Consider the following 22,268-nt stretch of genomic DNA (forward strand, 5'->3'; position numbering starts at 1 on the left):
AGCTAGATTGTGCCCAATGCTAATAAATCCTGACCCGACGTCCAGCGGCGCAGGGTCGCAACAGCGGCAAAAACCGGCCTGTCCGTGTTACAGAACGTAACGGCTGAGATCGGTGGATTTGGTCAACTCGCCCAGATTATCCTCGACAAACTGCGCATTCACGGTGATCTCGGCCCCGGCCTGATCGGGCGCGGTGAACGAGAGTTCCTCGAAAACGCGCTCCATCACTGTATATAGCCGCCGCGCGCCGATGTTTTCGACACTCTGGTTCACATCCGCCGCGATCTTGGCCAGCGCGGCAATGCCGTCATCGGTAAAGCTGACGGTAACCTCTTCGGTGCCCATCAGCGCGGTGTATTGGCGGGTCAGAGCGTTGTCGGTTTCGGTCAGGATGCGCACGAAATCTTCTTCGGTGAGCGCGCGCAGTTCCACGCGGATCGGCAGACGTCCCTGCAATTCCGGCAACAGGTCCGAGGGTTTGGCGATGTGGAACGCACCAGAGGCGATGAACAGGATATGGTCGGTTTTCACCGGGCCGTGCTTCGTGGAAACGGTGGTGCCTTCGATCAGGGGCAGCAGGTCGCGCTGCACCCCTTCCCGGCTGACATCGCCGCCGCGCGCTTCTGCGCGGGCGCAGACTTTGTCGATCTCGTCGAGAAACACGATGCCGTTCTGTTCCACCGACTCCAAGGCCACGCGGTTGACGGTTTCATCATCCAGCAGCTTGTCGGCCTCTTCCCCGATCAGTGCGTCATAGCTGTCGGCGACGGTCATGCGTTTCTTGACGGTGCGCCCGCCAAAGGCCTTGCCGAAGATATCGCCCAGATTCATCATCCCCATCTGCCCGCCGGGCTGGCCGGGAATGTCGAACATCGGCATCGGGTTTGAGCTGTCGGACAGTTCCAGTTCGATTTCGGTATCGTCCAGTTCCCCAGCTTTCAGCTTTTTGCGGAACATCTCGCGCGTGGCTTCGCGGGCGTCCGTTCCCGCGATGGCTTCGATCACGCGATCCTCGGCGGCCTGATAGGCGCGGGCCTTTACATCCTCGCGCATGTATTCACGGGTCTGGAGGATCGCCGCATCTGCCAGATCGCGCACAATCTGTTCGACGTCGCGGCCCACGTAACCAACCTCGGTGAACTTGGTGGCCTCGACCTTGATGAAGGGCGCGCGGGCGAGTTTCGCTAAGCGGCGGCTGATCTCGGTTTTGCCGACGCCGGTGGGGCCGATCATCAGGATGTTCTTGGGATAAACCTCGTCCCGGATATCATCCGCCAACTGCTTGCGCCGCCAGCGGTTGCGCAGCGCCACGGCCACGGCGCGTTTGGCATCCTTCTGCCCGATGATAAAACGATCCAGTTCCGAGACAATCTCGCGCGGGGTCAGGTCGGTCACGGGGGCAGTCCTTTCGATCAGCGGTTTGGCTTACGTAGTCACCGCACAGGCGAAAACAACATCGGCGGCGTTGCTTAGCAATGCCCTTTCCGCTTTGCAAATGCTTTCCTTAGGTGTTCGGCGCGCCCTCTGATACAGTGATTTCAAGGTGTTGAGGGTCCGGAGCGCGCAGATGACGAAAATTGCCAAGATCACCCTGCTGTTTGTGGTGTTTGTGGACCTGATCGGACAGGGGCTTGTCTTTCCCATCATCAACTCTTTGATCATGGAGACGAAATCGGGCTTCCTGCCGGAAAATACACCCATGGGACGGCGGCATTTCTATTACGGGCTGGTGATCGGATGCTTCTTCTTGTCGTGGTTTCTGGGGGTGGTCTATGTGTCCAAGGTCTCGGATTCCATCGGGCGCAAGAATGCCCTGCTGATCTGTCTGGGCGGGGCGCTGGTGGGCTATGCGCTGACCATCGCCGCGCTTTACATGAACAGCCTGCTGATGCTGATCATCGGGCGCTCGATCACCGGATTCACCGCTGGCAACCAGCCCATCGCGCAGGCGGCGATGATCGATGGCAGCACCGATGCGGCCGACCGGGACCGCAACATGGGTTATATCGTCACCGGCGTCAGCTTTGGTCTGGTCGGAGGGCCCATCATCGGGGCAGTCCTGTCCGACTCGGCCTTGCTTGGCAGCGCGGCGACGCTGAAAACCCCGTTCTACGGTGCCTTTGTTCTGGTCCTGATCGCCATTTTCATGGTGGCCACATTCTTCAAGGATACACGGACCGAGCGGGCACCCTTTGTTTTCCGCCCCCGCGACATCACCGACAGTCTGATCGCAGTGCGCGGCCATCCGATGGTTTTGAAAATCCTGCCGGTCTATTCATTGTTCATGATCGCCAATGTCACCTTTTATGTGTTCGTCGATAACTTCCTTACCAGCAAATTCGGCTACGGGGTGATCGGCGGCAGCGTCGCGATGGTTGTCATCGGCTTTGCGCTTGCGTTCTCCAGCACCTTCCTTGTGAAACCCGCGCAAGAAAGGTTCAGCAAGCATCAGATCATCTATACCGCGCTGATCGTGATGGTGATCTGCGGCGTGGCGTTTGCCTTCATTCCAAACAGGATTCTGATCTATGTCCCCGTGTTCCTGTTCTATTTTCTGTTCGGCGTGGCCTATCCGACGATGCTGGGCCTGTTTTCATCCGCCGTCAGCGAAGCCGATCAAGGTTGGGTCATGGGGGTGACCACGGCTGTCTTCTGTCTGGCCGGAGGTATCATGTCCCTGATCGGCGGTGGACTGATGAGCATCGATATCCGCGTGCCCTACTACATCGTGATCATTGCCGCGATATTCGGCCTGATCGGCATGCACCGGCGCTGGAAGGGTAAAGAAATCAAGGCGTTGTTAGCTTGATGTCGTTTGCGTTTTATTTGAATCGAAATACGCTGCCTCTCCCTTCGGTCGAACGCGCATTTCGATGTATTTTCCTCGGCTAAACGCAGAACGTCTTAGATCGTCTCAACCGTCAGATTGCCGTTGGTATAGACACAAATATCGGCGGCAATTGCCATAGCCTCACGCGCAACCGTTTCGGCTGGTTTGTCGCTATCCATCATCGCGCGCGCGGCGGCCAACGCAAAGTTGCCACCCGATCCGATGGCGGCCACGTTATGCTCGGGCTCCAGCACGTCCCCTGCCCCGGTGATCACCAGCAGGTCCTTGCCGTCGGTGACGATCAGCATCGCCTCAAGCTTTTGCAGATACTTGTCCGTGCGCCAGTCCTTGGCCAGCTCGACCGAGGCGCGGGCCAGTTGGCCCGGCGTCGCTTCAAGCTTGGCTTCCAGTCGTTCCAGCAGCGTGAAGGCATCCGCTGTGGATCCGGCGAACCCGGCGACCACCTCAAACCCGCCCGGAGAAAGGCGGCGGACCTTGCGGGCGGTGCCCTTGATCACGGTCTGGCCCAAGCTGACCTGCCCGTCCCCGGCTATCACCACCTTGCCGTCTTTCTTGACGCCAATGATCGTTGTGCCGTGCCAACCGGGAAAATCGCTCTCTGCCATTGAAGCCTCCGTTTTCTCTGGCGTTCTATATGGGCCGAGGGCGTGGGCGGTGCAACCGTTCTTAAACTGCCTAAAAGATATGCAACAGACGCAGACCGGGGCTGTCGAGTCAGCATTTGTGGGACTCGGGGCTTAGGTCTAAACGGTCCTCACAACCGACAACGGGTCGGCTGTTTCTGTTTGAAGGAACGCGCACATGGCTAACGCAATCGCAAAAACCCACGCGCCGCTCGGAGCAGTCACCATTCTGCACGTAGTGGACGCAATCCTCCATCGCTTTGAAAGCGTTGTCGAATGGCATCTGTCGCGGAAAACCCGCAAAGAGTTGTCTCTTTTGACCGACGCCCAACTGGACGACATCGGTCTGAGCCGCGGCGATATCGCCAAGTTCTAAGCTCGACTTACTGATCAAAGCAAGATGGCCGTCTGATCCTCAGGCGGCTTTTCTTTTTGGGACAAGGCAAAAGCCCACGAAAAAAGGCGCCCCGAACGAGGCGCCCTTTTCCCAGATTCTGAAGCGGGATCAGATCGACTCGTCAATCCAGCTTTGCAGCGCCGCTTTGGGGGCCGCGCCTGCGCGGTTCGACACAACCTGACCGTCCTTGAAGATGAACAGCGCCGGAATGCCGCGCACGCCCATGGCTGCGGCCGAGTTCGGGTTGCTGTCCACGTCCACCTTGGCGATTTTCACCTTGCCGCCGTATTCATTGGCCAGTTCTTCCAGCGCGGGGCCGATCTGTTTACAGGGCCCGCACCACTCGGCCCAGAAATCCACAACAACGGGAACGTCCGAGTTCTTGACCTCGGCATCAAAGGTATCGTCGGTAACGGCAACGGTCGACATATTCTGTCTCCTGAATGGGGAATGCTTGGGCACAGAACCTAGGTGCCGCATCGTGGGAGGTCAAGATATCGGGTGGGTGGTCAGGCTATCTGTCACAAGATCGTGTGGCAGCCACATCAACTGTGCCGTGCGCGTCCAGAGGATTGCCGTTCGGATTTGATGATCAGGATAGATCTGCGCCAGTGCGTGCGCATAGGCTCCCATCTGCCGCAGCAACCCGACTGGGCAGGTTTCAGGTGTGTCTGGGACGGTGGCATTTGACTTGAAATCAATCACATGCACCTCGGTATCTGTGACGATCAGCCGGTCGATGGCGCCGTGCATCCGGGTGCCGTTCAGATCGGCAGAGACGGGGACCTCGGCCAGCGCCTCGGGGGCAAAAATCGGCTTCAGGTGATCTGCGGTCAGCACCGCTTCGGCCTCGTGCAGCAGCTCTTGCCTGTCGGGGTCGTGCATATCTGGCAGCAAACGGGCGCATAGCTGGGGCCATCGGTCCCTGCTGGTGGCGGGCAAATGTTCCAGCAGCAGATGCAGCCGGGTGCCGCGCAGTTTGGCGGCTTCTTCATCCTGCCCGGCATCCCCCGGCAGCGCCTTGGCCCCGCCCAGATCCGATGGGCTGATGATGTCCGCCGGCGCGGGCGGTTCCTTTGCCGTCTGCCGAAACATCTCAGGCAGGTCCTGTTGCCGCGACGTGTCCGCGTGGTGGTCGATCAAGGGCAGCGCATCCCAATCGCCATGCGCCAGCCGCTGCGTCTGCGTTCCGGGCAATTGCGTCGCCCCGGCGCGGGCCATTGCGGCCTCGACCATCTGGTACCAACTGGTTCCATCGCGGCCCAAATCGCCCGCCGCAGCCACGATCAACCACTTTTCAGCCCGTGTTAGAGCCACATAGAGCAGCCTCAACCGCTCATTCTCTTCCCGCTTGCGCGCCTCGTCCCGTGCGGTGGCGACCAGCGCGGGCGATGCGTCGGCGGGCACTTTCCACAGCGGAGTCTCTCCGGCCATCATGATCTCAGCATCGCGCGGAGGCTGCCGTTTGCCCGTATCCGGCAGGATCACAATCGGCGCTTCCAAGCCCTTGGAGCCATGCACCGTCATCACCCGGATCATGTTGCCGACACCGCTCATCTGCCGCTTGATTTCCAGATCGTCGGTCTGCATCCAGACCAGAAATCCGGTCAGGCTGGGTATATCGGTGCGTTCATAGGCCAGCGCCTGCGACAGCAGCGCGTTGATCCCGTCCTCGGCCTCGGCCCCCAGCCGGCCCAGCAGCTTCCGCCGCCCGTCATGCCGCGTCAGGATGCGCTCGATCAGGTCGTAGGGACGCAAAAAGTCAGTTTGCCCGCGCAGGTCATTGAGAGTTTCAAGCGTCTCGGGGAAGTCTTCAGCACGCTTGCGCAACGCGGCCCACAAAAAGCTCTCGTCGCGCCGATGCGCCAGATCGAACAGCTGCTGTTCCGACCAGCCGAACAGAGGCGATTTCAACACCGTTGCCAGCGACAGGTTGTCTTCGGGCGTGGCCAGAAAATTCAGCAACGCGGCGAGGTCCTTGACCGCAAGTTCAGCACCCACCTTCAGACGGTCCGCGCCTGCGATGGTCAGATCCGCAGCCTTGCAGGCACGAATGATCTCGGCGAACAGGTCCGAGCGGCGCTGGACGAGGATCAGAAAATCCCCCGGCTGCACCTTGCGCCGCACAAAGCTGCCGGGCGCGTCGCTGTCTTCGGGGATGGTCTCGCCGCGTGCGATCATGTCCTTGATCGACCGCGCCACCTGCTCGGCCAGAACAACGGTATGGTGCCGCGCGCCGGGCCGGTCGACGGGGTCGGTCCAGTCGCCTTCGTCGTCTTCTTCGACCTTCTCGACCACGGGCCAAAGATCGACGCGACCGGGAAGATCAGCTTTAAACGCGCGGTGCAACGCGTCCTTGTGAAACCCGGCCTCAGTGCGGTTTTCAAACAGAATATCAACCAATCCAAGGATCGCGCTGGAGGATCGGAACGAATATTCCAACGTCGAATCCCACAGATTAGAGCCTGATTCCTGCAGTTTCCGTCCGAACTCAACCTGCATCCGATCAAAGGCTTGCGGGTCAGCGCCCTGGAAGGAATAGATCGACTGTTTCTTGTCACCGACCACAAAGATCGTGCGCTCAACCCCGGACCGGGCCCCTTCCCCGCTGGTGAACTCCTGCGCCAGTTTCTCGATCACGTCCCATTGGTCCGGGCTGGTATCTTGCGCTTCGTCCACCAGAATATGATCGATGCCACCGTCGAGCCGATACAGAACCCATTCCGCGACCGCGGGGTCGTTCAGAACCTGCCGCGCGCGCAGGATCAGATCGTCGAAATCGAGCCAGCCGCGCAGTTGCTTGCGGCGTTCGTATTCCGGTAGGAAAGCAGCAGCAAAGCGATGTAATACATGGGTTTTTCGGGCCGCCACCAGTGCGAGCCGCTGTTCCCGTGCCGCCTCGACCCGCAGCATCAGCGCCTCAAGCTGTGGCATCCGGTCGGCCAGCGCACCCTCGCGCAGCGCTTTGGTGGGAAAGCTGTTGATTTTGGCAGTGAAGGGTTCCTTTGCGGATTTGCCGGTCAAAAGAACGCCTTCCAACAGCGGCAAATTCCCGAGCGTTGGTTCGGTGAAACCCGCCAGCTTGACCGCGGCTTTGGCATTGTTGCCGCCGCTATCGGTCAGCGGGGGCATCAGGGACTGGATCAGTTCAACCTCTCCGCCCATGTAAACGAGGTCCAGTAGGGTCTCTTCGTCGAAATCTGATGGCAGATCAAAGCGTCGCAGCAGGTCGGGCCAAGCAAGCGGATGCGCAAATTGGCTGCGTTTCTGCGCGATGGCGGCGGTCAGCTTGTCAAAACCCGTATCGGTGACAAACCGGGCCACGTCCTCGATCAGCGCAGCCTGCGGGCCCTCGGCAAAATCCTCAACAATCTCTTCGCGCAACAGGGCGGCGGCGCGGTCCTCCATCTCGACAAATTGAGGGCTGACCCCGGCCTCCAGCGGAAACCGCCGCAGCAGTGAGGCGCAGAACGAGTGGATCGTCTGGATTTTCAGCCCGCCCGGCGTCTCGATGGCGCGGGCGAACAGGGTGCGGGCCTGCGCCAACCGGTCGCCGCTGATCGCACCTTCAACACCCAGATCAGTGAGTTGTGCCAGCAGCAGCGTGTCGCCCAGCATCGCCCATTCGCCCAGTCGTTTGAACAACCGGTTCTGCATCTCGCTGGCGGCGGCCTTGGTGTAGGTCAGGCACAGGATATGTTGCGGCTGCACCCCGTCCAGCAGCAGCCGCGCCACGCGGTCGGTCAGAACGCGCGTCTTTCCCGAACCCGCATTTGCCGCCAGCCATGTCGAGGCATCCGGGCGCGCGGCTTGCACCTGGCGTTCGGTGGCATCATTGCGCGCGCTCATCTCAGGTCCTCTGGCTTGGTCTCGGTGGACCGGTCCCATTCACCGAACCGGGCGAGATGATCGTAGTCGCCGATATCGGTGTCTTTGTGCAGCATTCGGCGCGAGGAAAAGCCCTGATCAGACTCTAAATAGGCCGAAATGAGCTGTTTGAGGTCGGCCAGAACCTTGTCAGCCGGCTCTTTCTCCAGCGGCGCGTCGACCTCTTTATAGGTGCCGCCCATGCCGATGAAGACGGCCTGCGCCACGGGCAGCGGATCGAACCCCTCGATCCCGCCCTGTTCGGCAATCGCGGCTTCGATCAGAAGCTGTTTGTCAAACTTGGCCTGTTGGCTCTCGGTCGGCGGCACGCCGGTTTTGTAGTCGATGATCCGCATCGCGCCGCGGCTGTTCAGATCGATCCGGTCGGCGCGTCCTGCGATGGTGAAATCCAACGGCTCCAGCGCCAGATTCATGGCGACCTCAAAGGCCACAGGCCCACCGTCACCGCGACGCTGGATTTCGGCGGATAGAAAACTGTCAGTGATCCGGTCCAGCCGCGCCAGCCACAGTTTTTGCGCCGTGGGCCACGCGACTTGCTCGCTCAGCAACGCTTCGGCACGTTTCAGGAAATTCTCGCGGGTCAGCAGGGCCGGGTCCAGCACGCTGTCGCGGACGAATTGTTCCAGAACCTCGTGGATCACGATCCCGCGCAGCAGGGCGTCGGGCGCGCGGACCAGCGGGTCCAGCGGTTTCAGGCGCAGAACGTGGCGGGCGTAGATGGCATAAGGGTCGCGGATCAGGCGCTTGATTTCGGTGACCGACAGACGCCGGGGTCGGGCAGCAACCGGGGGCCGGGGTGAAGGGCGATGCGCGGCGTTGATCCGGGGGGCTTGTTCCAGTGCTTCGGCCCAGCCCAGCCATTGCCGCCCCCGTGCGCGCATCGCGGCCAAAGCATCCGCGCCGCCTTGTTCGGATAGGCCCTGCAACAGGTTGGTCATCCGGTTCAGCCAGCGCGACGGCACGGTTTCCGCGTCGTCTGAGCGGGTGGCGCGCGACAAAACCACCTCGGGCGCGCCGACCGCCTGCTGAAAATCATGAGCGGACAGGCCGATGCGGCGTTCGGGCAGCAACAACCCGGCGGCGTTGCGCATCTGCCGGTTCAGCCACGGGTCGGGCGCCGGGGCCTCGGGCCAGCTGCCCTCGTTCAGCCCGCCGAGGATCAGCAGATCGGCCCCCTGAACCCGCGCTTCGAGCGTGCCCCAGATCATCAGATGCGGATGTGGGGCGTCGCGGTCGCGCACTTCCTCTCCGGCAAGTAGCGCGCCTAGAAGGTCGGCGAAATCATGTGCGGTCATTGCTCCGCCGTGCTGCGCCTCGGCTTCCAGCGTGGTCATGACCGTCAGCGCTTTTTGACCGGCGTTCTTGTCCCAAAGCGTGCCGGGTGCGTCCGTTGACCCGGCAGAAATTGCTTCGGCCAGCCCTCGCAGCCGTGCCACCCAATCGGCCAGCGGGCGCTCAACCGGGCTGTATTGATCGCAGAAGGATTGGATCACCCAGCGAGTCCAATCGTCGGGTGCTTCGGCGCGGATGGCAAAGGCGGTCAGGCTGGCGCTGTCGGGGAAGGGCGGGCCGTGGCGACGCAGGTCAAGCTCAAGATCGCGGGTGTGCAGCAGGTGCGCGCCGCGCTCTGCGCCATCGTGGCAGAGCGGGTGTTTGAGCAGGGTCAGCAGCGCCTCACCATCCAGACGGTGGGCAAACAGCCCCGCCACATGGCGCAGGAACCGGCCCGGTGGTGACAGTTGAAGCGGCAGGCCCGCGCTGTCATCGGGCAGGATGTTCCAGCGATCCAGCGCGGCGCTGACCTGACGGGTCAGCATCCGGTCGGGGGTGATCAACGCGGCGGTCTGACCGATCTCGGCCGCCTGACGCAGACGCAGCGCAATCGCCAAAGCCTCGGCCCGGGGTGAGGCGGCCTCGATCAGCGTCACGTCCTGCGTTGCGCCCTGCAGGTCGGTCAGGGACGGCCCCTCGGCCATCCACGCATCGGTGACCGGGGCAGGGCGCAAGGCAAGTGAAATCAATTTGTTACGTGCGGGTGAGGGCGGCTGCACCTTGACCCAGGGCTGAATCTGGTCGGGCGTCAGATCAAGATCGCGCATCAGTTTACGAAAGCGGTATTGCGGGTGATCTTCCGAGGTTAGCGCGTCATCGAGGCTGTTCCAGACCTGCGCAGGCTGATCGAAATCATAGCCCGGCAACACCAGCGCGCCCTGCGGTAGGCGCGCGATGGCTTGCATCAGCAGCATCGTCGTTCCGCGTGATCCAGTGGACCCGGCGAGGATGATCGGATGCTGCGGCGGGGTTTCATGCCAACGCGCGATCAAACCTTCCACAACGCGCCTTTGCCGCGCCTGCGGGTCCAGCGCGTCAGGTCCGGTCTGCATGAAATGATCGGCGATCCCGATAAAGGCCTGCGCCCGGGCCCAGTGGCCGGACATATCGCTGACATCCAGCGCCCGGATCGTATCGGGAGAGACGCCTTCCCCCTGCATCTCATCGATCAGCGCCGCCAGACTGTCGGACAGATCAAATAGCGACGACCGCGCGGCCAGATCGGGTTGCTGATCCAGCAGTTTCGCGATCAGCTGCGTCAGCTCCAGCCGTCGCCGCAGCGGCGGAATTGCGGGCGGTACATGCGCCAGATCAGCGCCGTCGCCCAGATCGGTGACCAGAGACAACCGCGGCAGCAAACAGGGCGGCCCCTGATCGAACAGCTCGCGCACGCGCCGGGCCATGCGGCGGGTGTTGACCACCAGTTGAACCCGGGCCAGCGCCTCGGGCGGGTGTGATGCGAACCGGTTGCGCAGCCCGTCGACCAGAACGCGCGGGAAGTCCGCGCCGGGTGGGACGGCAAAGACCCGGGGCAGGGTGCCGGGCTCAAACATCGGCAAGCAGACCTTCGGCCAGCGCGATTCCCTCGGGGCGGCCGACATCGCACCAACGACCGGGGTAGGACAGCGCAAACAGGCGGCGATCCTGCAGCATCCGGTCCCACAGGAGGTTCAGCGAGAAAGCATCCTCGGCAATATCGCGCAAACCATCGGTCTTCAGGATCTGCGCGCCGCCATAGATCAGATCTTTACCACGGGTGATCCGCCCGGCTGCGTCCTGGGTGAAGTCTCCGGCACCGGTGTGGCCAATCGTCTGGCCGGTGGGAATGCACATCAGCAGCGCGTCCATCCGGGTTGGGTCCCAATGGTCCTTCAGCATTTGCAGCGGGTTGGGCCCGGCCCAGATTGCATCGCTGTTCAGGGTGAACACCGGACCCGGCCCCAGCATCGGCAGCGCAGCCCGCAGTCCGCCGCCGGTTTCCAGAATCTGCGGGGCCTCATGTGACAGCAGCACGCCTTTCGGGGTCAGGTGGCGGGCCATCTGATCGGCGTGATAGTGGGTGTTGGCCACCACGCGCACCTGCTGTAGCGGCGCGAACAGGTCAAGCGCGTGGTCGATCAGGGGCCGCCCGGCCACCTCGATCAGCGGTTTGGGCCGGTCCTTGGTCAGCGCACCCATACGCGTGCCGAACCCGGCGGCAAACAGCATCGCAGCTTGCGGCATTTCGGTCATTGCGGCCTCAGCTTTGCAAGGTTTTCGGGGTTGGGCGGGGGCAGTGCCTCGCGCAGCAGGTCGGCCACCGAAACCAGCGCCGGGTGTTCCAGATCGCGCATCAGATGGGCCCATGTCGCCGGGATCAGATCGATGTAATGCGGTTTACCGTAGTCGGTCGCCAACCGCGCGAACCCGCCTAGAATACGCAGGCTACGTTGGGCACCCAGCACCGCATAGGCGGTCCGGAAATCATGACCATCAACGCCGGTCGCCGAGATATAGCGGTCGATCATCCGCATCTCGATGCCTGCGGGCACGGTGCGGCGCACATCTTGCAGTAGCGACATCAGATCATAGGCGGGATGGCCCAGCATCGCGCTTTGAAAATCCAGCAGGCCGACGCGGGCCAGCCCGTCCCGTTCGGGCAGCCAGATCAGATTCTCGGCGTGATAGTCGCGCTGAACGACCACGCGCGTACCACCAGTTTCGCGGTGAAGTATATCGGCAAACCGCTGTTCGAAACGGGTACGGACCTCGGCGTCATGCGATCCGAGAATACCGTGGGCGTATTTGGTAAAGGACAGCGCTGCGTATTCGGTCATCAGGGCCGGGTCATAGCTGTCCAGTGTCAAGGTCGGGCCTGCATGCAAATGCACCAGAACATCCGTGGCCGCCGCATAGAGTGTGCGTTCAAGCGACGGATCATCGCGTAAGACGCGGGCAAACAGCGCATCACCCAGATCTTCGAGTAACAAGAACCCGTATTCGGAGTCTTCGGCGTAGATTTCCGGTGCGCTCAGCCCCAGAGACCGCAGGTGGTTGGCCATGCGCACAAAGGGTTTGACGTCCTCGCCCTTGTCGGGCGGGGCGTCCATCAAAACCGCAGTGCGGCCGGTGGCGGGATCTGTCAGGCGTTCATACCGGCGGTTCGACGCATCACCGGCCAGCGGTGCATGTTGTGCGCCACGCCATTGAGTCCGAGCAACCAGAGCTTCGGCCAAAATCGCCCGATTGGTCATGGCATTGTCTCCAGTCTGGTTGCCCATTTCGGGTCTGTCCAGCTCAGCGCGAGCTGTCTTGCATCCTGCATGTCGGGGTCCGTTGAAAAGCGGATCATCAGGGCCGTGTCCGGTTGCAGTGAGTCCAGCTTTTCTGGCCACTCGATCAGGCAGATACTGGTATCAAATGCTTCCAGCAAGCCCAGCTCTTCGATCTCTTCGACCGAGGAAAGACGATAGAGATCGGAATGCCAGACCTCGCCAATCTGGGTGTCATAAACCTGCACGAGCGTGAAAGTGGGCGAGGGAACGTCCTCGGGCACCGCCAGAACGGATTGTATCAAAGCGCGAGCGAAATGGGTCTTTCCAGTACCGATCGCGCCGTCCAGCAAGATGGTATCCCCCTGCTGCAACTTGCGCGCCAAACGGGCAGCAAACGAGGCAGTTTCTTCGGGGGAATTCATGGTCATTTTCAGTGGCGCAATCATGGCGCCACAATGAACCCGTGCCCGGTCGGCTGCAACCCGGTTCAGGCGCTGATCTTTTCCGGCTCTGTTTTGTTTTCGGTCAGATCGGCCGAGGTGAATCGCACGATTGTTGCCCCGTTCTGCATGGGATTGACCATGCATGTCATTCTGGGTCCGGTTTTCAGGATCAGCTCGGCCGACCACTCGACCCGGTTTTCGCGCGAGTTCACAAAATCCCGGATCTCACCCAGAACCGGGGTGGCGGTACAGCGGTCCTGCCATTGGCGGGTCACGTCCAGAACGGTGGCCTGATCCAGTCCGATTTCGCCTGTATCCCCCCAAAGTTCCTGATAGGCGTAGTTGGTCAAGGCCAGCGTACCATCATCGGCAAACACCGCGATAGCATCGGCGAGCTTGTCGAGAATGGATTGCATCAAGTCCATCTCGGATCGGAAGCGCCGGGTCAGAGTGATCTCGGCCGTGATGTCTTCGAACAGAAATGCCACCGCGCCGTCGGGATGCGGACGACCGCTGACCGAATAGACTGAACCTGAAGGTAAGGACCAGGTTTCCTGATAATTCCCGTCTTCCGCCGCTTCGATCAGGTCGTTCATCTGCCGGCGCCAGCTCAGGTAGTTCTTTGGTTCAGGCATCATGTGCTGATCCCGCAGCCGGTCGAAGAAGCTGGACAGGCTGGGGCGGCAACTTAGGAAATCAGGCGGCAGAGTGGTCAGGTCTATCAGCGCCGGGTTGAACAGGGCCAGTTGCCTGTTGCGATCAAAGATCGCCAGACCGATCGACAGCTGAGCGAAGGTTTTGGTCATGGTCTGGACAAATTTGCGCTGGGCGGTTTCCGCCTCGACAATGGCGTTTATATCAACGGCATAGCAAAGCTGTCCTTCATCGCGGATCACCCGCGTCAGGTCGAACCAAAGGCGCGTTTCGCTATTCCTTACCGTGATCGAAACGCGAGTTTTGCGGCTCAGTATCGTATCGTCCACCTGTGCCGGAAACAAAGGTTCGGTCAAATCGGCATCCGGGCCGCCGACCTTGCGAACCAAGGCGACATAGGCCGCATTGCACCAGCTGACAGTGTTCTCGGCATCCAGCAGCCAGACCGGGTAGGGGGCTTGATCCATCGCCAGCCGGATCGGGTCGTTCACATCCCGGTGCCGCGCCGGGACCTGTCCCGTCAGATCACGCAGTTCGACCCGTACGACACCATCAATCCAGTCGCACCGGACCTCGCGATCGACCGTGCAATCAATGGCTGAAACCACCAGCGTGCCCTTGGTCCGCACCATGTCGGGAGTTTCGGGAAAGGACGGAAAATCGCGTTTCAGCAAGCGTTTGAGTTCGGCCCAGGTATCGACGGTCTCAAACCCGTTCAATGCGATGTCCGAGTGACTGATAAGACGCGTATCATCAAATAGAAAAACCGCATCGGATAGGGTGCCGGGGCAACACAAGCCGTAATCCTCGCTCCGGGCCAGTCGGCGCGGCGACAGCCAGCGCATTGCAAAACCTGCCGAGCCCAGGCTGATCGCTGTCAGCACGATCCAATCGATCATGAATAGAACACCCCAGTTGCCTTATCCGGACCTGTATGGCGCGCAAGTGTTAATGGTCTCTTAACTCAGATCTGGAATGGCTGGTTGGCACCCGACGGTACCGGAGTCACCCCGAGTTGCGCGTCGATCAGTTTGCGCGGCCATACGACCTTGACCACCGCGCCACGCCGCTCGGGCTGTTCGGTGAGGTTCTGATATGGATCTGCGCCGTTGGCAAAATAGAGTTCGGCGCCGCTGCGTTCGAGCAGGGTCTTGGCGATGAACAGGCCAAGGCCCATACCTTCGTATTCCGGTCGACTGCTGCGATCCGTGCGCCGACGCCGCATGAACGGGTCACCGATCCGACCCAGGATATGAGGCGGATATCCACGCCCGTCATCCATGATGCAAACCATGATCTGATCCGAGGTCCACTCGGCCTCGACCCATACGGTGTCCCGCGCGAAATCCACCGCGTTCTGGATCAGGTTGCGCAGCCCGTGGATGATCTCGGGCTTGCGCAGGATCGACGGTTGCTGCACATCGCCGTCTTTCACCGGGCCTTCGGCAAAATGCACTTCTTTGCCGCGGTTGATATGGGGTTCGGCGGATTCGTGGATCACCGTTGACAACGGGGCCTGACGCAGATGCAGGTCGTCTTTGCCCGCCCGGCCCATGTCGCGCAGAATATCGCGGCAGCGGTCGGCCTGTTCGCGGATCAGTGCGGCGTCTTCTTTCAGTTCGGGCCGGTCATCAAGCTCTTCAATCAGCTCGGAGCTGGCCAGTTTGATCGTGGCCAGCGGTGTGCCAAGTTCATGGGCGGCGGCGGCCACCACCCCGCCCAGATCGGTCAGTTTCTGTTCTCGCGCCAGCGCCATATGCGTAGCCGAGAGCGCCTCGGACATCGACTGCACCTCAGAGCTGATGCGGTGGGAATAAGCGCCGATGAAGACGATGGCGATGATGATCGCGGCCCAATTGCCGAACAGCAGGATATCGGGGATATCCAGCACCAGACCCAGACCGGTTCGCAGGGGAAGGTGGAACTGCGCCAGAAGCGTGGTCAGGACCACCGCAACCCCACCGATTATCACGGTCGAACGCGTGCTCATCACACTGGCCGAAATCGTTACGGGCCCGACCAGAAGCAGCGCGAACGGGTTGTTCAGCCCGCCTGTCAGATACAGCAAAACCGACAGCTGCATCAGGTCGAACAGCACCATCAGGAAGTTCTCGAACTCGGACAGGCGCTTGTTTTCGGGGAACAACAGGATAGCCGTCATGTTGCCCATGACCGACACGCCGATCGCGAAGTAGCACAGGCCGAGTTGCAGCTGTACGTCATAATATTGCTGCGCCACCGTGATCGCGGTGAACTGGCCCATGATCGCAACCCAACGCAGCAGAATCAGCGTCCGAAGCCTGATCCATGTGCTGCGCTCTTGCCCGCGCCAGAGGCTGGTATTGGAATCCGTCATCTGTCGATTATGTCCTATTGCATCGGCCCCCTACGTTGATAGGAGTGCAGGCTGAACCGATCAACAACCTTCGTGCCCGGAGAGCCATCATGATCCGTCTTTATGCCGTCCTTGCGACCGTCGTTCTGGCTATTGGTCTGGGGGCCATGTGGCTGCTGACGCGTGGGGGAACCGACGACAAGTTCGCCCAGTGCCGGTCCAGCCAGATTGCAGGCGGGACGGCGGCAATCGGCGGCCCATTCGAGCTGGTGAATGGCAAGGGCGAGACGGTGACGGATACGGATGTGATCACCGAGCCGACGCTGATCTATTTCGGCTATACCTTCTGTCCCGACGTCTGCCCCTTCGATATGTCCCGCAACGCCGAGGCGATCGATATTCTGGCCGAGCGTGGCCAGTCCGTGACACCGCTTTTCATCTCGGTTGACCCGGATCGCGACACGCCCGAGGTTGTCAGTGACTATGCCTTCAACCTGCACGAACGCATGATCGCGCTGACCGGTTCGCCCGAACAGGTCAAGGCCGCCAGCAAGGCCTACAAGACCTACTACAAGGCCCATGACAAAAGCGACGAGTACTATCTGGTCGACCACTCCACCTTTACCTATCTGGTCACCCCCGAAGATGGATTCCTTGAATTCTTCAAGCGCGACGACACGGCGGAACAGATGGCGGACAAGGTGGGCTGCTTCCTCAATCAGGTCTGATCGGTCACGGGTGGTTTGACCTTTGAAATGGCGCTGCTATTACTCATGTTTAAGCCAAAGGCATGAAATAGCGGAAAGACCCACATATGGCAGACAGTTCCCAGCTTGACATCGGCCCCGATAAATCCCTGCTTCTGGTCGATGATGACGAGCCGTTTCTGAGACGCCTGGCCAAGGCCATGGAAAAGCGCGGCTTCGAAGTTGAGACCGCCGGTTCCGTCGCCGCAGGCCGCGCCATCTCGACCGCGCGCCCGCCCGCCTATGCGGTGGTCGACCTGCGGCTTGAGGATGGCAACGGTCTGGATGTGGTCGAAGTGCTGCGCGAAAAACGCCCCGACAGCCGGGTTGTGGTGCTGACCGGCTATGGAGCCATCGCAACCGCCGTCGCCGCCGTCAAGATCGGCGCAACCGACTACCTGTCCAAACCCGCCGACGCTACCGACATCACCAACGCGCTGCTGGCCAAGGGCGACGAACTGCCCCCGCCGCCCGAAAACCCCATGAGCGCGGACCGCGTACGCTGGGAGCATATCCAGCGGGTCTATGAGCTGTGTGACCGGAACGTATCGGAAACCGCGCGGCGGCTGAACATGCACCGCCGGACGTTGCAGCGGATATTGGCGAAGCGCAGTCCGCGGTAGGAAACTGCCTGTGGGCCGTGGCTAGTATTTTGCATCTGTAAAAACGACGCGGCAAGGTCTGCTTAGCGGACTGGAGCGGACCTTTGTAGCGCCATGATGAGCGTCAGCTTTCCTGCGAAGCTAGTGCGGTCTCCGTTACTCGTACTGTACGATGACGGACAGAAAATCCTCGTCGCTTGTTACGACCGTGTGGTGACCCTTGCCCTGCTTGTCCTCCATATGCCAGACGTCGCCCGGCCCAATGTCTCTGAAGTCACCATCGCTGGCAGTCACACGTACAGAGCCTGAAAGACAAATGAGCTTCTGAGCGACTGGTGTGGGGTGTATTGGCTCATCCCAGCCCTTCTTGAGCCTCAAGAACATGGTTTGCTTGACGACTTCTGGCTTTGAAATCTCGATTGCCTTAGCAGGCGGTGCGAACGTTTGCTCTTCAAGGTCAACTTCAATGTCTTCCCAGTGGCTTTCGCCTTGAGCATCCGAATACAGCTTCTTGAATTTCATTTTAGTGCCCCACGCGTGCCAGCCGCTGCCTATAACGGACATTGGGCCGCAATGCAGAAAAACGCAAGTTGGGCTCAATGTCGCCATTCGATCAGCTGCATATCTTATAAGCGCGCCATTAACTGACTGTGTCGCTCTGTATATGCCCACCGCACTTCTACAGGTGGTCTTAACCTGATCTGCAACCCTTCCATCACCGCCTTATCCGGTCGACCAAAAAACTTCGTCGCCTCAGCCTCGGAAAACCCCGCGATTTGCGTGGCCTCCATCCACGCGCTGATTTTGTCGGCCTTCTTGATCTGCCGTTTCACCGTCTTCGGCACCTCGGCCGGTAACCCGAACCGGATGTGTATCGCCGCGGCCAGACGATCATCCAGCGCGCCGTAATCCGGGCCGACGGCGGATTTGACGGGCGAGATCATGTCTCCGATCACATATTCGGGGGCATCATGTAACAGGGCCGCCAGCCGCCATTTCACAGGTGCTTTTGGCGCAATCCGCCCGAACAACTCCTCGACCAGCAGCGAATGCTCAGCCACGGAGTAGGCGAAATCTCCTGCTGTCTGGCCGTTCCAGCGCGCTACAAAGGCCAGGCCATGGGCGATATCCTCGATCTCGATATCCACCGGGGTGGGATCCAGCAGGTCCAGCCTGCGGCCCGATAACATCCTTTGCCATGCGCGGGGTTGTGTTGCCATTCTGCCATGCCTTGTGAATTGGGACACATTAAAATCTTATTTTTCTGCTATGATGTACCTGTCAGGTTCACCAGCTGCCAACGGTTTCTTGAGCTTTCGTGCTTTGAATCCGCGCCAGGTGATCCCGACATCAAGGACTGAGGGGGGCGCTGACTCCCGTCAGTTGCGCCCTCTCGAAACGAAACTCGTATCGAAAGGAGCTTGCTATGTTCAAGCGTTTGTTTGCAATCGCCCTGACCTTCGGAATGGCTGCCACCGCGCCGCCAGCGTTCGCCAAGAATAACTGTGCCGTCCGCGATCAACTGATTTCGAAGCTGCAGGAAAACTACGCCGAGGAACTGGCCTTTGGCGGTTTGCAGAAAACCCGTGGCGCACAGTCTGTGATGGAGGTCTGGACCTCAAAGGAGACGGGAAGTTACACCGTTCTGGTCACGCAACCCAATGGCATCAGTTGTATCGTTGCCGTTGGCACGGATTTCTTCGAAGCAATCCCGAAGATCAAGGTCGAGGGGACGCCGAGCTGATTTTTAAGGCGTAAATTCCCGTTTCCGGCCATCCACATTGCCACCTGTCCCAAGGAATGCTAGGGGCAGCCCGGACCAAGATTTACCGGAGTGGAGAACCTGATGGCCGGGGACTATATCGTTAAGGACATTTCACTGGCGGGCTTTGGCCGCAAGGAACTGGATATCGCGGAAACCGAAATGCCGGGGCTGATGGCTCTGCGCGCGGAATACGGCGAAAGCAAGCCCTTGAAGGGTGCCCGTATCGTGGGTTCGCTGCACATGACCATCCAGACAGGGGTACTGATCGAAACACTGGTTGCGCTGGGCGCGGATGTGCGCTGGGCTTCGTGCAACATCTTCTCAACCCAAGATCACGCGGCGGCGGCGATTGCCGAGGCGGGCGTTCCGGTCTTCGCCATCAAGGGCCAGACTCTGGAAGAGCATTGGGACTATCTCGACAAATCCTTCCTGTTCGACGAAGGCCCCAACATGATCCTCGACGATGGCGGTGACGCGACGCTTTACATCCTGCTGGGTGCCCGCGCCGAGGCCGGCGAGGACATCATTCCCGTTCCGGGTTCGGAAGAGGAAGAGGTGATCAAGAAGCAGATCGCCAAGCGTATGGCAGCAAGCCCCGGCTGGTTCACCAAGATGCGCGACCAGATTCAGGGCGTGTCCGAGGAAACCACCACTGGTGTGAACCGACTGTATCAGCTGGTGAAAGACGGCCACCTGCCGTTCCCGGCGATCAACGTGAACGACTCAGTCACCAAGTCGAAGTTTGACAACAAATATGGCTGTAAGGAATCGCTGGTCGACGGTATCCGCCGCGCCACCGACACCATGATGGCCGGTAAGGTTGCCGTTGTGTGTGGCTATGGCGACGTGGGCAAAGGCTCGGCCGCTTCGCTGCGTGGTGCGGGGGCCCGAGTGAAAGTGACTGAAGTCGATCCGATCTGCGCGCTGCAGGCTGCGATGGACGGGTTCGAGGTCACTCTGCTGGAAGACGAAGTTGCATCGGCGGACATCTTCATCACCACCACCGGCAACAAGGACGTGATCCGCATCGAGCATATGCGCGAGATGAAAGACATGGCCATCGTTGGCAATATCGGCCATTTCGACAACGAAATTCAGGTGGCCAGCCTGAAGAACCACAAATGGACCAACATCAAGGAACAGGTGGACATGATCGAGATGCCTTCGGGCAATCGTCTGATCCTGCTTTCCGAGGGCCGTCTGCTGAACCTCGGCAACGCGACCGGTCATCCTTCGTTCGTGATGTCGGCGTCGTTCACCAACCAGGTTCTGGCGCAGATCGAACTGTTCACCAAGGGCGATCAGTACGAAAACAAGGTCTACATCCTGCCCAAGCATCTGGATGAGAAAGTCGCGCGTCTGCATCTGGACCGTATCGGCGTGAAGCTGACGCAGATGGATGCGGAACAGGCGGCCTATATCGGCGTAAAACCCGAAGGCCCCTATAAGCCCGAACACTACCGCTACTGATCGCGGATCAGGTATGACCGAACCTTCAGGACGCCGCCGGTTCATGCAACTGGCGGCGTCTTTCTTTTCGATCATCATATTTCTATTCCTTGTTGGATGTGCCGGGTATCTGCTGTTGGCGCATCCCAAGACCCCGCTTCCCTCGCATTGGAACCCCCTTCGGGACCTGACGCTGACGGCCCCGGTCACACCTGCCACCAAATTCCAGTTGAACCGCGCGCTGGCAGATGAGGCACAGTGCCGGGCGGTGCTGTCACAAGCTGGTGCAGCATTCTCGGAGATGGAGGATCTGGTGGTCGATCAGAACTGCGGCATTGCCGGTCGGGGGTCGCTGTCACAGTTGGTCCGTGCCCGGGTCAACGGGGTCGAGACTCGCTGTACGACCGCCCTGCGTTTGGCGATGTGGGAACATCATGTGGTGCAACCCGCCGCGCGCGATTTGCTGGGGACCGAGGTGCGCACCTTGCGGCATCTGGGCAGCTATAATTGCCGCCGCATGCGCACTGCGCAGGGCGAAAACAACGGATGGAGCAGTCACGCGACGGCGGATTCCATCGATATTGTGGGCGTTGAACTCGCGGATGGCAGGACTCTCAGCCTGCTACAGGACTGGACGAAACCGGGCCCCGAGGCTGACTTTCTGCACCGGATCGGGAAAGGGGCCTGCGATTGGTTCCGCGTGGTGCTGGGCCCGAACTTCAATCGCCTGCACGCGGATCATTTCCATCTGCAAGGCCCCGGTTGGGGCTACTGCCGATAGGTGTCCCGGCCCCGCATCAGCAGGGCCGGGTTTTTGCTTAGCGCCCGCTGACCGCGTCAGACAGTGACTTGAACCGGATGATCTTGTAGATGCCTTTTGATGCATCCTCGCCATTGTTCAGAACGGGCGAGCGGTGCAACTCGTTAATCGTGGCATAGACATACCCATCCGCACCGATCGAGAACCCGTCTGGCCACGGCAATTCATCATCTGACTGAAACAGAACCTCATAGGTGCCATCCGGCTTGGTGACACCCAGCGCATTGTCCGTCATCGCGGTGATATAGACATTGCCGCCGGTATCGACGGTCGAACCATCCGAGATCGGCTTGTCGCCATAGCGTTCAACCTTCGCCTCAAGATCAGCATCTGACAGGCTTTCGTCCAGCAGTGCGGCGGTCGGGATGCGGTACATCGCGCTGGCCGTCATTGGGGCGAAATAGACCCATGTGTTGGTCGGATCGACTGTGATCGGGTTGATGCCGATCTTGGCCGGATTGCCGCCCAGCGTGATCTCGCGCCCGTCGATGACCATGGGGGTATCTTCGGGAATCGTATATTTAGAGCCTTCCAGAACCCGCCGCGCGCGCCCTGTTTCCAGATCAACCACGATAATGGCCGAGTTCTGACCGTCACCCGTGTCCGAGATGTAGATGGCCCCATGATCGCGGTCCACGGCCAGATCGTTCAGGAACGATGTCGGGCGTGCGACAGGTGCGCCGATATAATGGATCGCATGCAACGTCTCGGTTTTGGTATCCCAACCGACAACGCGCCCGGTCTGGTTCTCGCCCTGACCATCCAGCATCCACAGGATGCCATCGCGATCTGCGCGCAGGCCAAGAACACCGTTCAGCCCGTCCGCATCATCGTTCGGGGCGCGGGCCCAGTCTTCGGTCGGATAGGGTTTGGTGGACCCGTCCGGCATCACCTCGACCACGCGCAGTTCGGGGCCGTAGAATTCATGCACGGACATGAACATGCGCCCATCTGGGCCAATGGCCAGATTGCCCGGGGGCATCGCCTTTTCGAACTCAAGATAGGTTTCCAACTCGGCCGCTGCGGCGGGCAGGGCCAGCGCAAGCGCGCATGTGGCTGCGTAAAGGGATTTCATCGGGTCCTCCTCTGGTGATCCCAAAGCAGATACC

Annotated in this window: 20 protein-coding genes; 7 read left to right on the plus strand and 13 right to left on the minus strand. The window is 60.4% G+C overall.

The genetic code is table 11. The features are described from left to right. Nucleotides 1–87: 87 nt before the first annotated feature. Nucleotides 88–1,395 (minus strand): ATP-dependent protease ATPase subunit HslU, encoded by a 1,308-nt coding sequence (gene hslU, locus ACR0KM_RS13670; protein ID WP_480859011.1) that lies wholly within the window; start codon nucleotides 1,393–1,395, stop codon nucleotides 88–90. Nucleotides 1,396–1,567: 172 nt separating this feature from the next. Here hslU and ACR0KM_RS13675 point away from each other — a divergent pair, with 172 nt between their 5' ends. Then, nucleotides 1,568–2,809 (plus strand): MFS transporter, encoded by a 1,242-nt coding sequence (locus ACR0KM_RS13675; protein WP_480859009.1) that lies wholly within the window; start codon nucleotides 1,568–1,570, stop codon nucleotides 2,807–2,809. 95 nt (nucleotides 2,810–2,904) lie between these two features. Here the strand turns inward: ACR0KM_RS13675 and hslV are convergent, their stop codons facing one another. Continuing rightward, on the minus strand, nucleotides 2,905–3,456 hold the full coding sequence (hslV, locus tag ACR0KM_RS13680; protein WP_480859007.1) for an ATP-dependent protease subunit HslV: 552 nt from the start codon (nucleotides 3,454–3,456) through the stop codon (nucleotides 2,905–2,907). Nucleotides 3,457–3,652: 196 nt separating this feature from the next. Between hslV and ACR0KM_RS13685 the strand changes: the two genes are divergently transcribed. After that, nucleotides 3,653–3,850, plus strand: coding sequence for a DUF1127 domain-containing protein (locus tag ACR0KM_RS13685; protein ID WP_480823780.1), 198 nt, complete (start codon nucleotides 3,653–3,655; stop codon nucleotides 3,848–3,850). 129 nt (nucleotides 3,851–3,979) lie between these two features. Here ACR0KM_RS13685 and trxA read toward each other — a convergent pair whose 3' ends face one another. The 8 genes from trxA to regB all read right to left on the minus strand — a co-directional run bounded on the left by trxA (nucleotide 3,980) and on the right by regB (nucleotide 15,798). Next, a complete protein-coding gene (gene trxA, locus ACR0KM_RS13690) occupies nucleotides 3,980–4,300 on the minus strand; it encodes a thioredoxin (protein WP_170410773.1) in 321 nt (106 codons plus the stop codon). Nucleotides 4,301–4,360: 60 nt separating this feature from the next. After that, the gene (addA, locus tag ACR0KM_RS13695; protein ID WP_480859005.1) at nucleotides 4,361–7,720 is read right to left on the minus strand and encodes a double-strand break repair helicase AddA; all 3,360 of its coding nucleotides are present in this window, start codon (nucleotides 7,718–7,720) and stop codon (nucleotides 4,361–4,363) included. Continuing rightward, nucleotides 7,717–10,644 (minus strand): double-strand break repair protein AddB, encoded by a 2,928-nt coding sequence (gene addB, locus ACR0KM_RS13700; protein WP_480859003.1) that lies wholly within the window; start codon nucleotides 10,642–10,644, stop codon nucleotides 7,717–7,719. The genes addA and addB overlap by 4 nt, the downstream gene beginning before the upstream one ends. After that, on the minus strand, nucleotides 10,637–11,323 hold the full coding sequence (locus ACR0KM_RS13705; RefSeq protein WP_480859001.1) for a nucleotidyltransferase family protein: 687 nt from the start codon (nucleotides 11,321–11,323) through the stop codon (nucleotides 10,637–10,639). The genes addB and ACR0KM_RS13705 overlap by 8 nt, the downstream gene beginning before the upstream one ends. Then, nucleotides 11,320–12,324 (minus strand): aminoglycoside phosphotransferase family protein, encoded by a 1,005-nt coding sequence (locus ACR0KM_RS13710; protein ID WP_480859000.1) that lies wholly within the window; start codon nucleotides 12,322–12,324, stop codon nucleotides 11,320–11,322. Before ACR0KM_RS13710 ends, ACR0KM_RS13705 begins: the two co-directional genes overlap by 4 nt. Further along, nucleotides 12,321–12,791 (minus strand): tRNA (adenosine(37)-N6)-threonylcarbamoyltransferase complex ATPase subunit type 1 TsaE, encoded by a 471-nt coding sequence (gene tsaE / locus ACR0KM_RS13715; RefSeq protein ID WP_480858998.1) that lies wholly within the window; start codon nucleotides 12,789–12,791, stop codon nucleotides 12,321–12,323. The genes ACR0KM_RS13710 and tsaE overlap by 4 nt, the downstream gene beginning before the upstream one ends. Before the next feature lie 41 nt (nucleotides 12,792–12,832). Next, complete coding sequence (locus tag ACR0KM_RS13720) at nucleotides 12,833–14,341, minus strand: PAS-domain containing protein (RefSeq protein WP_480858996.1); 1,509 nt, start codon at nucleotides 14,339–14,341, stop codon at nucleotides 12,833–12,835. A 65-nt stretch (nucleotides 14,342–14,406) separates the two neighbouring features. After that, nucleotides 14,407–15,798 (minus strand): sensor histidine kinase RegB, encoded by a 1,392-nt coding sequence (regB, locus tag ACR0KM_RS13725; protein ID WP_480823764.1) that lies wholly within the window; start codon nucleotides 15,796–15,798, stop codon nucleotides 14,407–14,409. A gap of 89 nt (nucleotides 15,799–15,887) precedes the next feature. Here regB and ACR0KM_RS13730 point away from each other — a divergent pair, with 89 nt between their 5' ends. Together ACR0KM_RS13730 and ACR0KM_RS13735 are read left to right on the plus strand one after the other, a co-directional pair. Beyond that, a complete protein-coding gene (locus ACR0KM_RS13730) occupies nucleotides 15,888–16,505 on the plus strand; it encodes an SCO family protein (protein ID WP_480823762.1) in 618 nt (205 codons plus the stop codon). 86 nt (nucleotides 16,506–16,591) lie between these two features. Continuing rightward, entirely contained in the window at nucleotides 16,592–17,146 is a 555-nt protein-coding gene (locus tag ACR0KM_RS13735) for an ActR/PrrA/RegA family redox response regulator transcription factor (RefSeq protein WP_050604676.1), read from the plus strand. A gap of 135 nt (nucleotides 17,147–17,281) precedes the next feature. Here ACR0KM_RS13735 and ACR0KM_RS13740 read toward each other — a convergent pair whose 3' ends face one another. Further along, on the minus strand, nucleotides 17,282–17,647 hold the full coding sequence (locus ACR0KM_RS13740; protein WP_480858994.1) for a cupin domain-containing protein: 366 nt from the start codon (nucleotides 17,645–17,647) through the stop codon (nucleotides 17,282–17,284). A gap of 104 nt (nucleotides 17,648–17,751) precedes the next feature. Then, a complete protein-coding gene (locus tag ACR0KM_RS13745; protein WP_480858992.1) occupies nucleotides 17,752–18,345 on the minus strand; it encodes an HD domain-containing protein in 594 nt (197 codons plus the stop codon). Nucleotides 18,346–18,551: 206 nt separating this feature from the next. Here ACR0KM_RS13745 and ACR0KM_RS13750 point away from each other — a divergent pair, with 206 nt between their 5' ends. The 3 genes from ACR0KM_RS13750 (at nucleotide 18,552) to ACR0KM_RS13760 (ending at nucleotide 21,120) form a co-directional block, all read left to right on the plus strand. Beyond that, entirely contained in the window at nucleotides 18,552–18,869 is a 318-nt protein-coding gene (locus tag ACR0KM_RS13750) for a hypothetical protein (protein WP_480823756.1), read from the plus strand. A 102-nt stretch (nucleotides 18,870–18,971) separates the two neighbouring features. Then, nucleotides 18,972–20,360, plus strand: a complete 1,389-nt coding sequence (gene ahcY / locus ACR0KM_RS13755) for an adenosylhomocysteinase (RefSeq protein WP_480858991.1) — start codon at nucleotides 18,972–18,974, stop codon at nucleotides 20,358–20,360. A gap of 13 nt (nucleotides 20,361–20,373) precedes the next feature. Continuing rightward, entirely contained in the window at nucleotides 20,374–21,120 is a 747-nt protein-coding gene (locus ACR0KM_RS13760; RefSeq protein ID WP_480823752.1) for an extensin-like domain-containing protein, read from the plus strand. A gap of 37 nt (nucleotides 21,121–21,157) precedes the next feature. On the opposite strand, the gene ACR0KM_RS13765 is transcribed toward ACR0KM_RS13760, so the two are convergent. Next, a complete protein-coding gene (locus tag ACR0KM_RS13765; RefSeq protein WP_480858989.1) occupies nucleotides 21,158–22,234 on the minus strand; it encodes an L-dopachrome tautomerase-related protein in 1,077 nt (358 codons plus the stop codon). Nucleotides 22,235–22,268 lie beyond the last annotated feature (34 nt).

The sequence above is a fragment of the Ruegeria sp. G10 genome (assembly GCF_056533645.1).

Coding starts and splice junctions, on each gene's coding strand:
- trxA (WP_170410773.1), bottom strand. CDS start 4,300: ATGTCGACCGTTGCCGTTACCGACGATACCTTTGATGCCGAGGTCAAG.
- regB (WP_480823764.1), bottom strand. CDS start 15,798: ATGACGGATTCCAATACCAGCCTCTGGCGCGGGCAAGAGCGCAGCACA.
- ACR0KM_RS13710 (WP_480859000.1), bottom strand. CDS start 12,324: ATGACCAATCGGGCGATTTTGGCCGAAGCTCTGGTTGCTCGGACTCAA.
- ACR0KM_RS13735 (WP_050604676.1), top strand. CDS start 16,592: ATGGCAGACAGTTCCCAGCTTGACATCGGCCCCGATAAATCCCTGCTT.
- ACR0KM_RS13745 (WP_480858992.1), bottom strand. CDS start 18,345: ATGGCAACACAACCCCGCGCATGGCAAAGGATGTTATCGGGCCGCAGG.
- ACR0KM_RS13760 (WP_480823752.1), top strand. CDS start 20,374: ATGACCGAACCTTCAGGACGCCGCCGGTTCATGCAACTGGCGGCGTCT.
- ACR0KM_RS13720 (WP_480858996.1), bottom strand. CDS start 14,341: ATGATCGATTGGATCGTGCTGACAGCGATCAGCCTGGGCTCGGCAGGT.
- ahcY (WP_480858991.1), top strand. CDS start 18,972: ATGGCCGGGGACTATATCGTTAAGGACATTTCACTGGCGGGCTTTGGC.
- ACR0KM_RS13765 (WP_480858989.1), bottom strand. CDS start 22,234: ATGAAATCCCTTTACGCAGCCACATGCGCGCTTGCGCTGGCCCTGCCC.
- ACR0KM_RS13685 (WP_480823780.1), top strand. CDS start 3,653: ATGGCTAACGCAATCGCAAAAACCCACGCGCCGCTCGGAGCAGTCACC.
- tsaE (WP_480858998.1), bottom strand. CDS start 12,791: ATGATTGCGCCACTGAAAATGACCATGAATTCCCCCGAAGAAACTGCC.
- addB (WP_480859003.1), bottom strand. CDS start 10,644: ATGTTTGAGCCCGGCACCCTGCCCCGGGTCTTTGCCGTCCCACCCGGC.
- addA (WP_480859005.1), bottom strand. CDS start 7,720: ATGAGCGCGCGCAATGATGCCACCGAACGCCAGGTGCAAGCCGCGCGC.
- ACR0KM_RS13750 (WP_480823756.1), top strand. CDS start 18,552: ATGTTCAAGCGTTTGTTTGCAATCGCCCTGACCTTCGGAATGGCTGCC.
- ACR0KM_RS13740 (WP_480858994.1), bottom strand. CDS start 17,647: ATGAAATTCAAGAAGCTGTATTCGGATGCTCAAGGCGAAAGCCACTGG.
- ACR0KM_RS13675 (WP_480859009.1), top strand. CDS start 1,568: ATGACGAAAATTGCCAAGATCACCCTGCTGTTTGTGGTGTTTGTGGAC.
- ACR0KM_RS13730 (WP_480823762.1), top strand. CDS start 15,888: ATGATCCGTCTTTATGCCGTCCTTGCGACCGTCGTTCTGGCTATTGGT.
- ACR0KM_RS13705 (WP_480859001.1), bottom strand. CDS start 11,323: ATGACCGAAATGCCGCAAGCTGCGATGCTGTTTGCCGCCGGGTTCGGC.
- hslV (WP_480859007.1), bottom strand. CDS start 3,456: ATGGCAGAGAGCGATTTTCCCGGTTGGCACGGCACAACGATCATTGGC.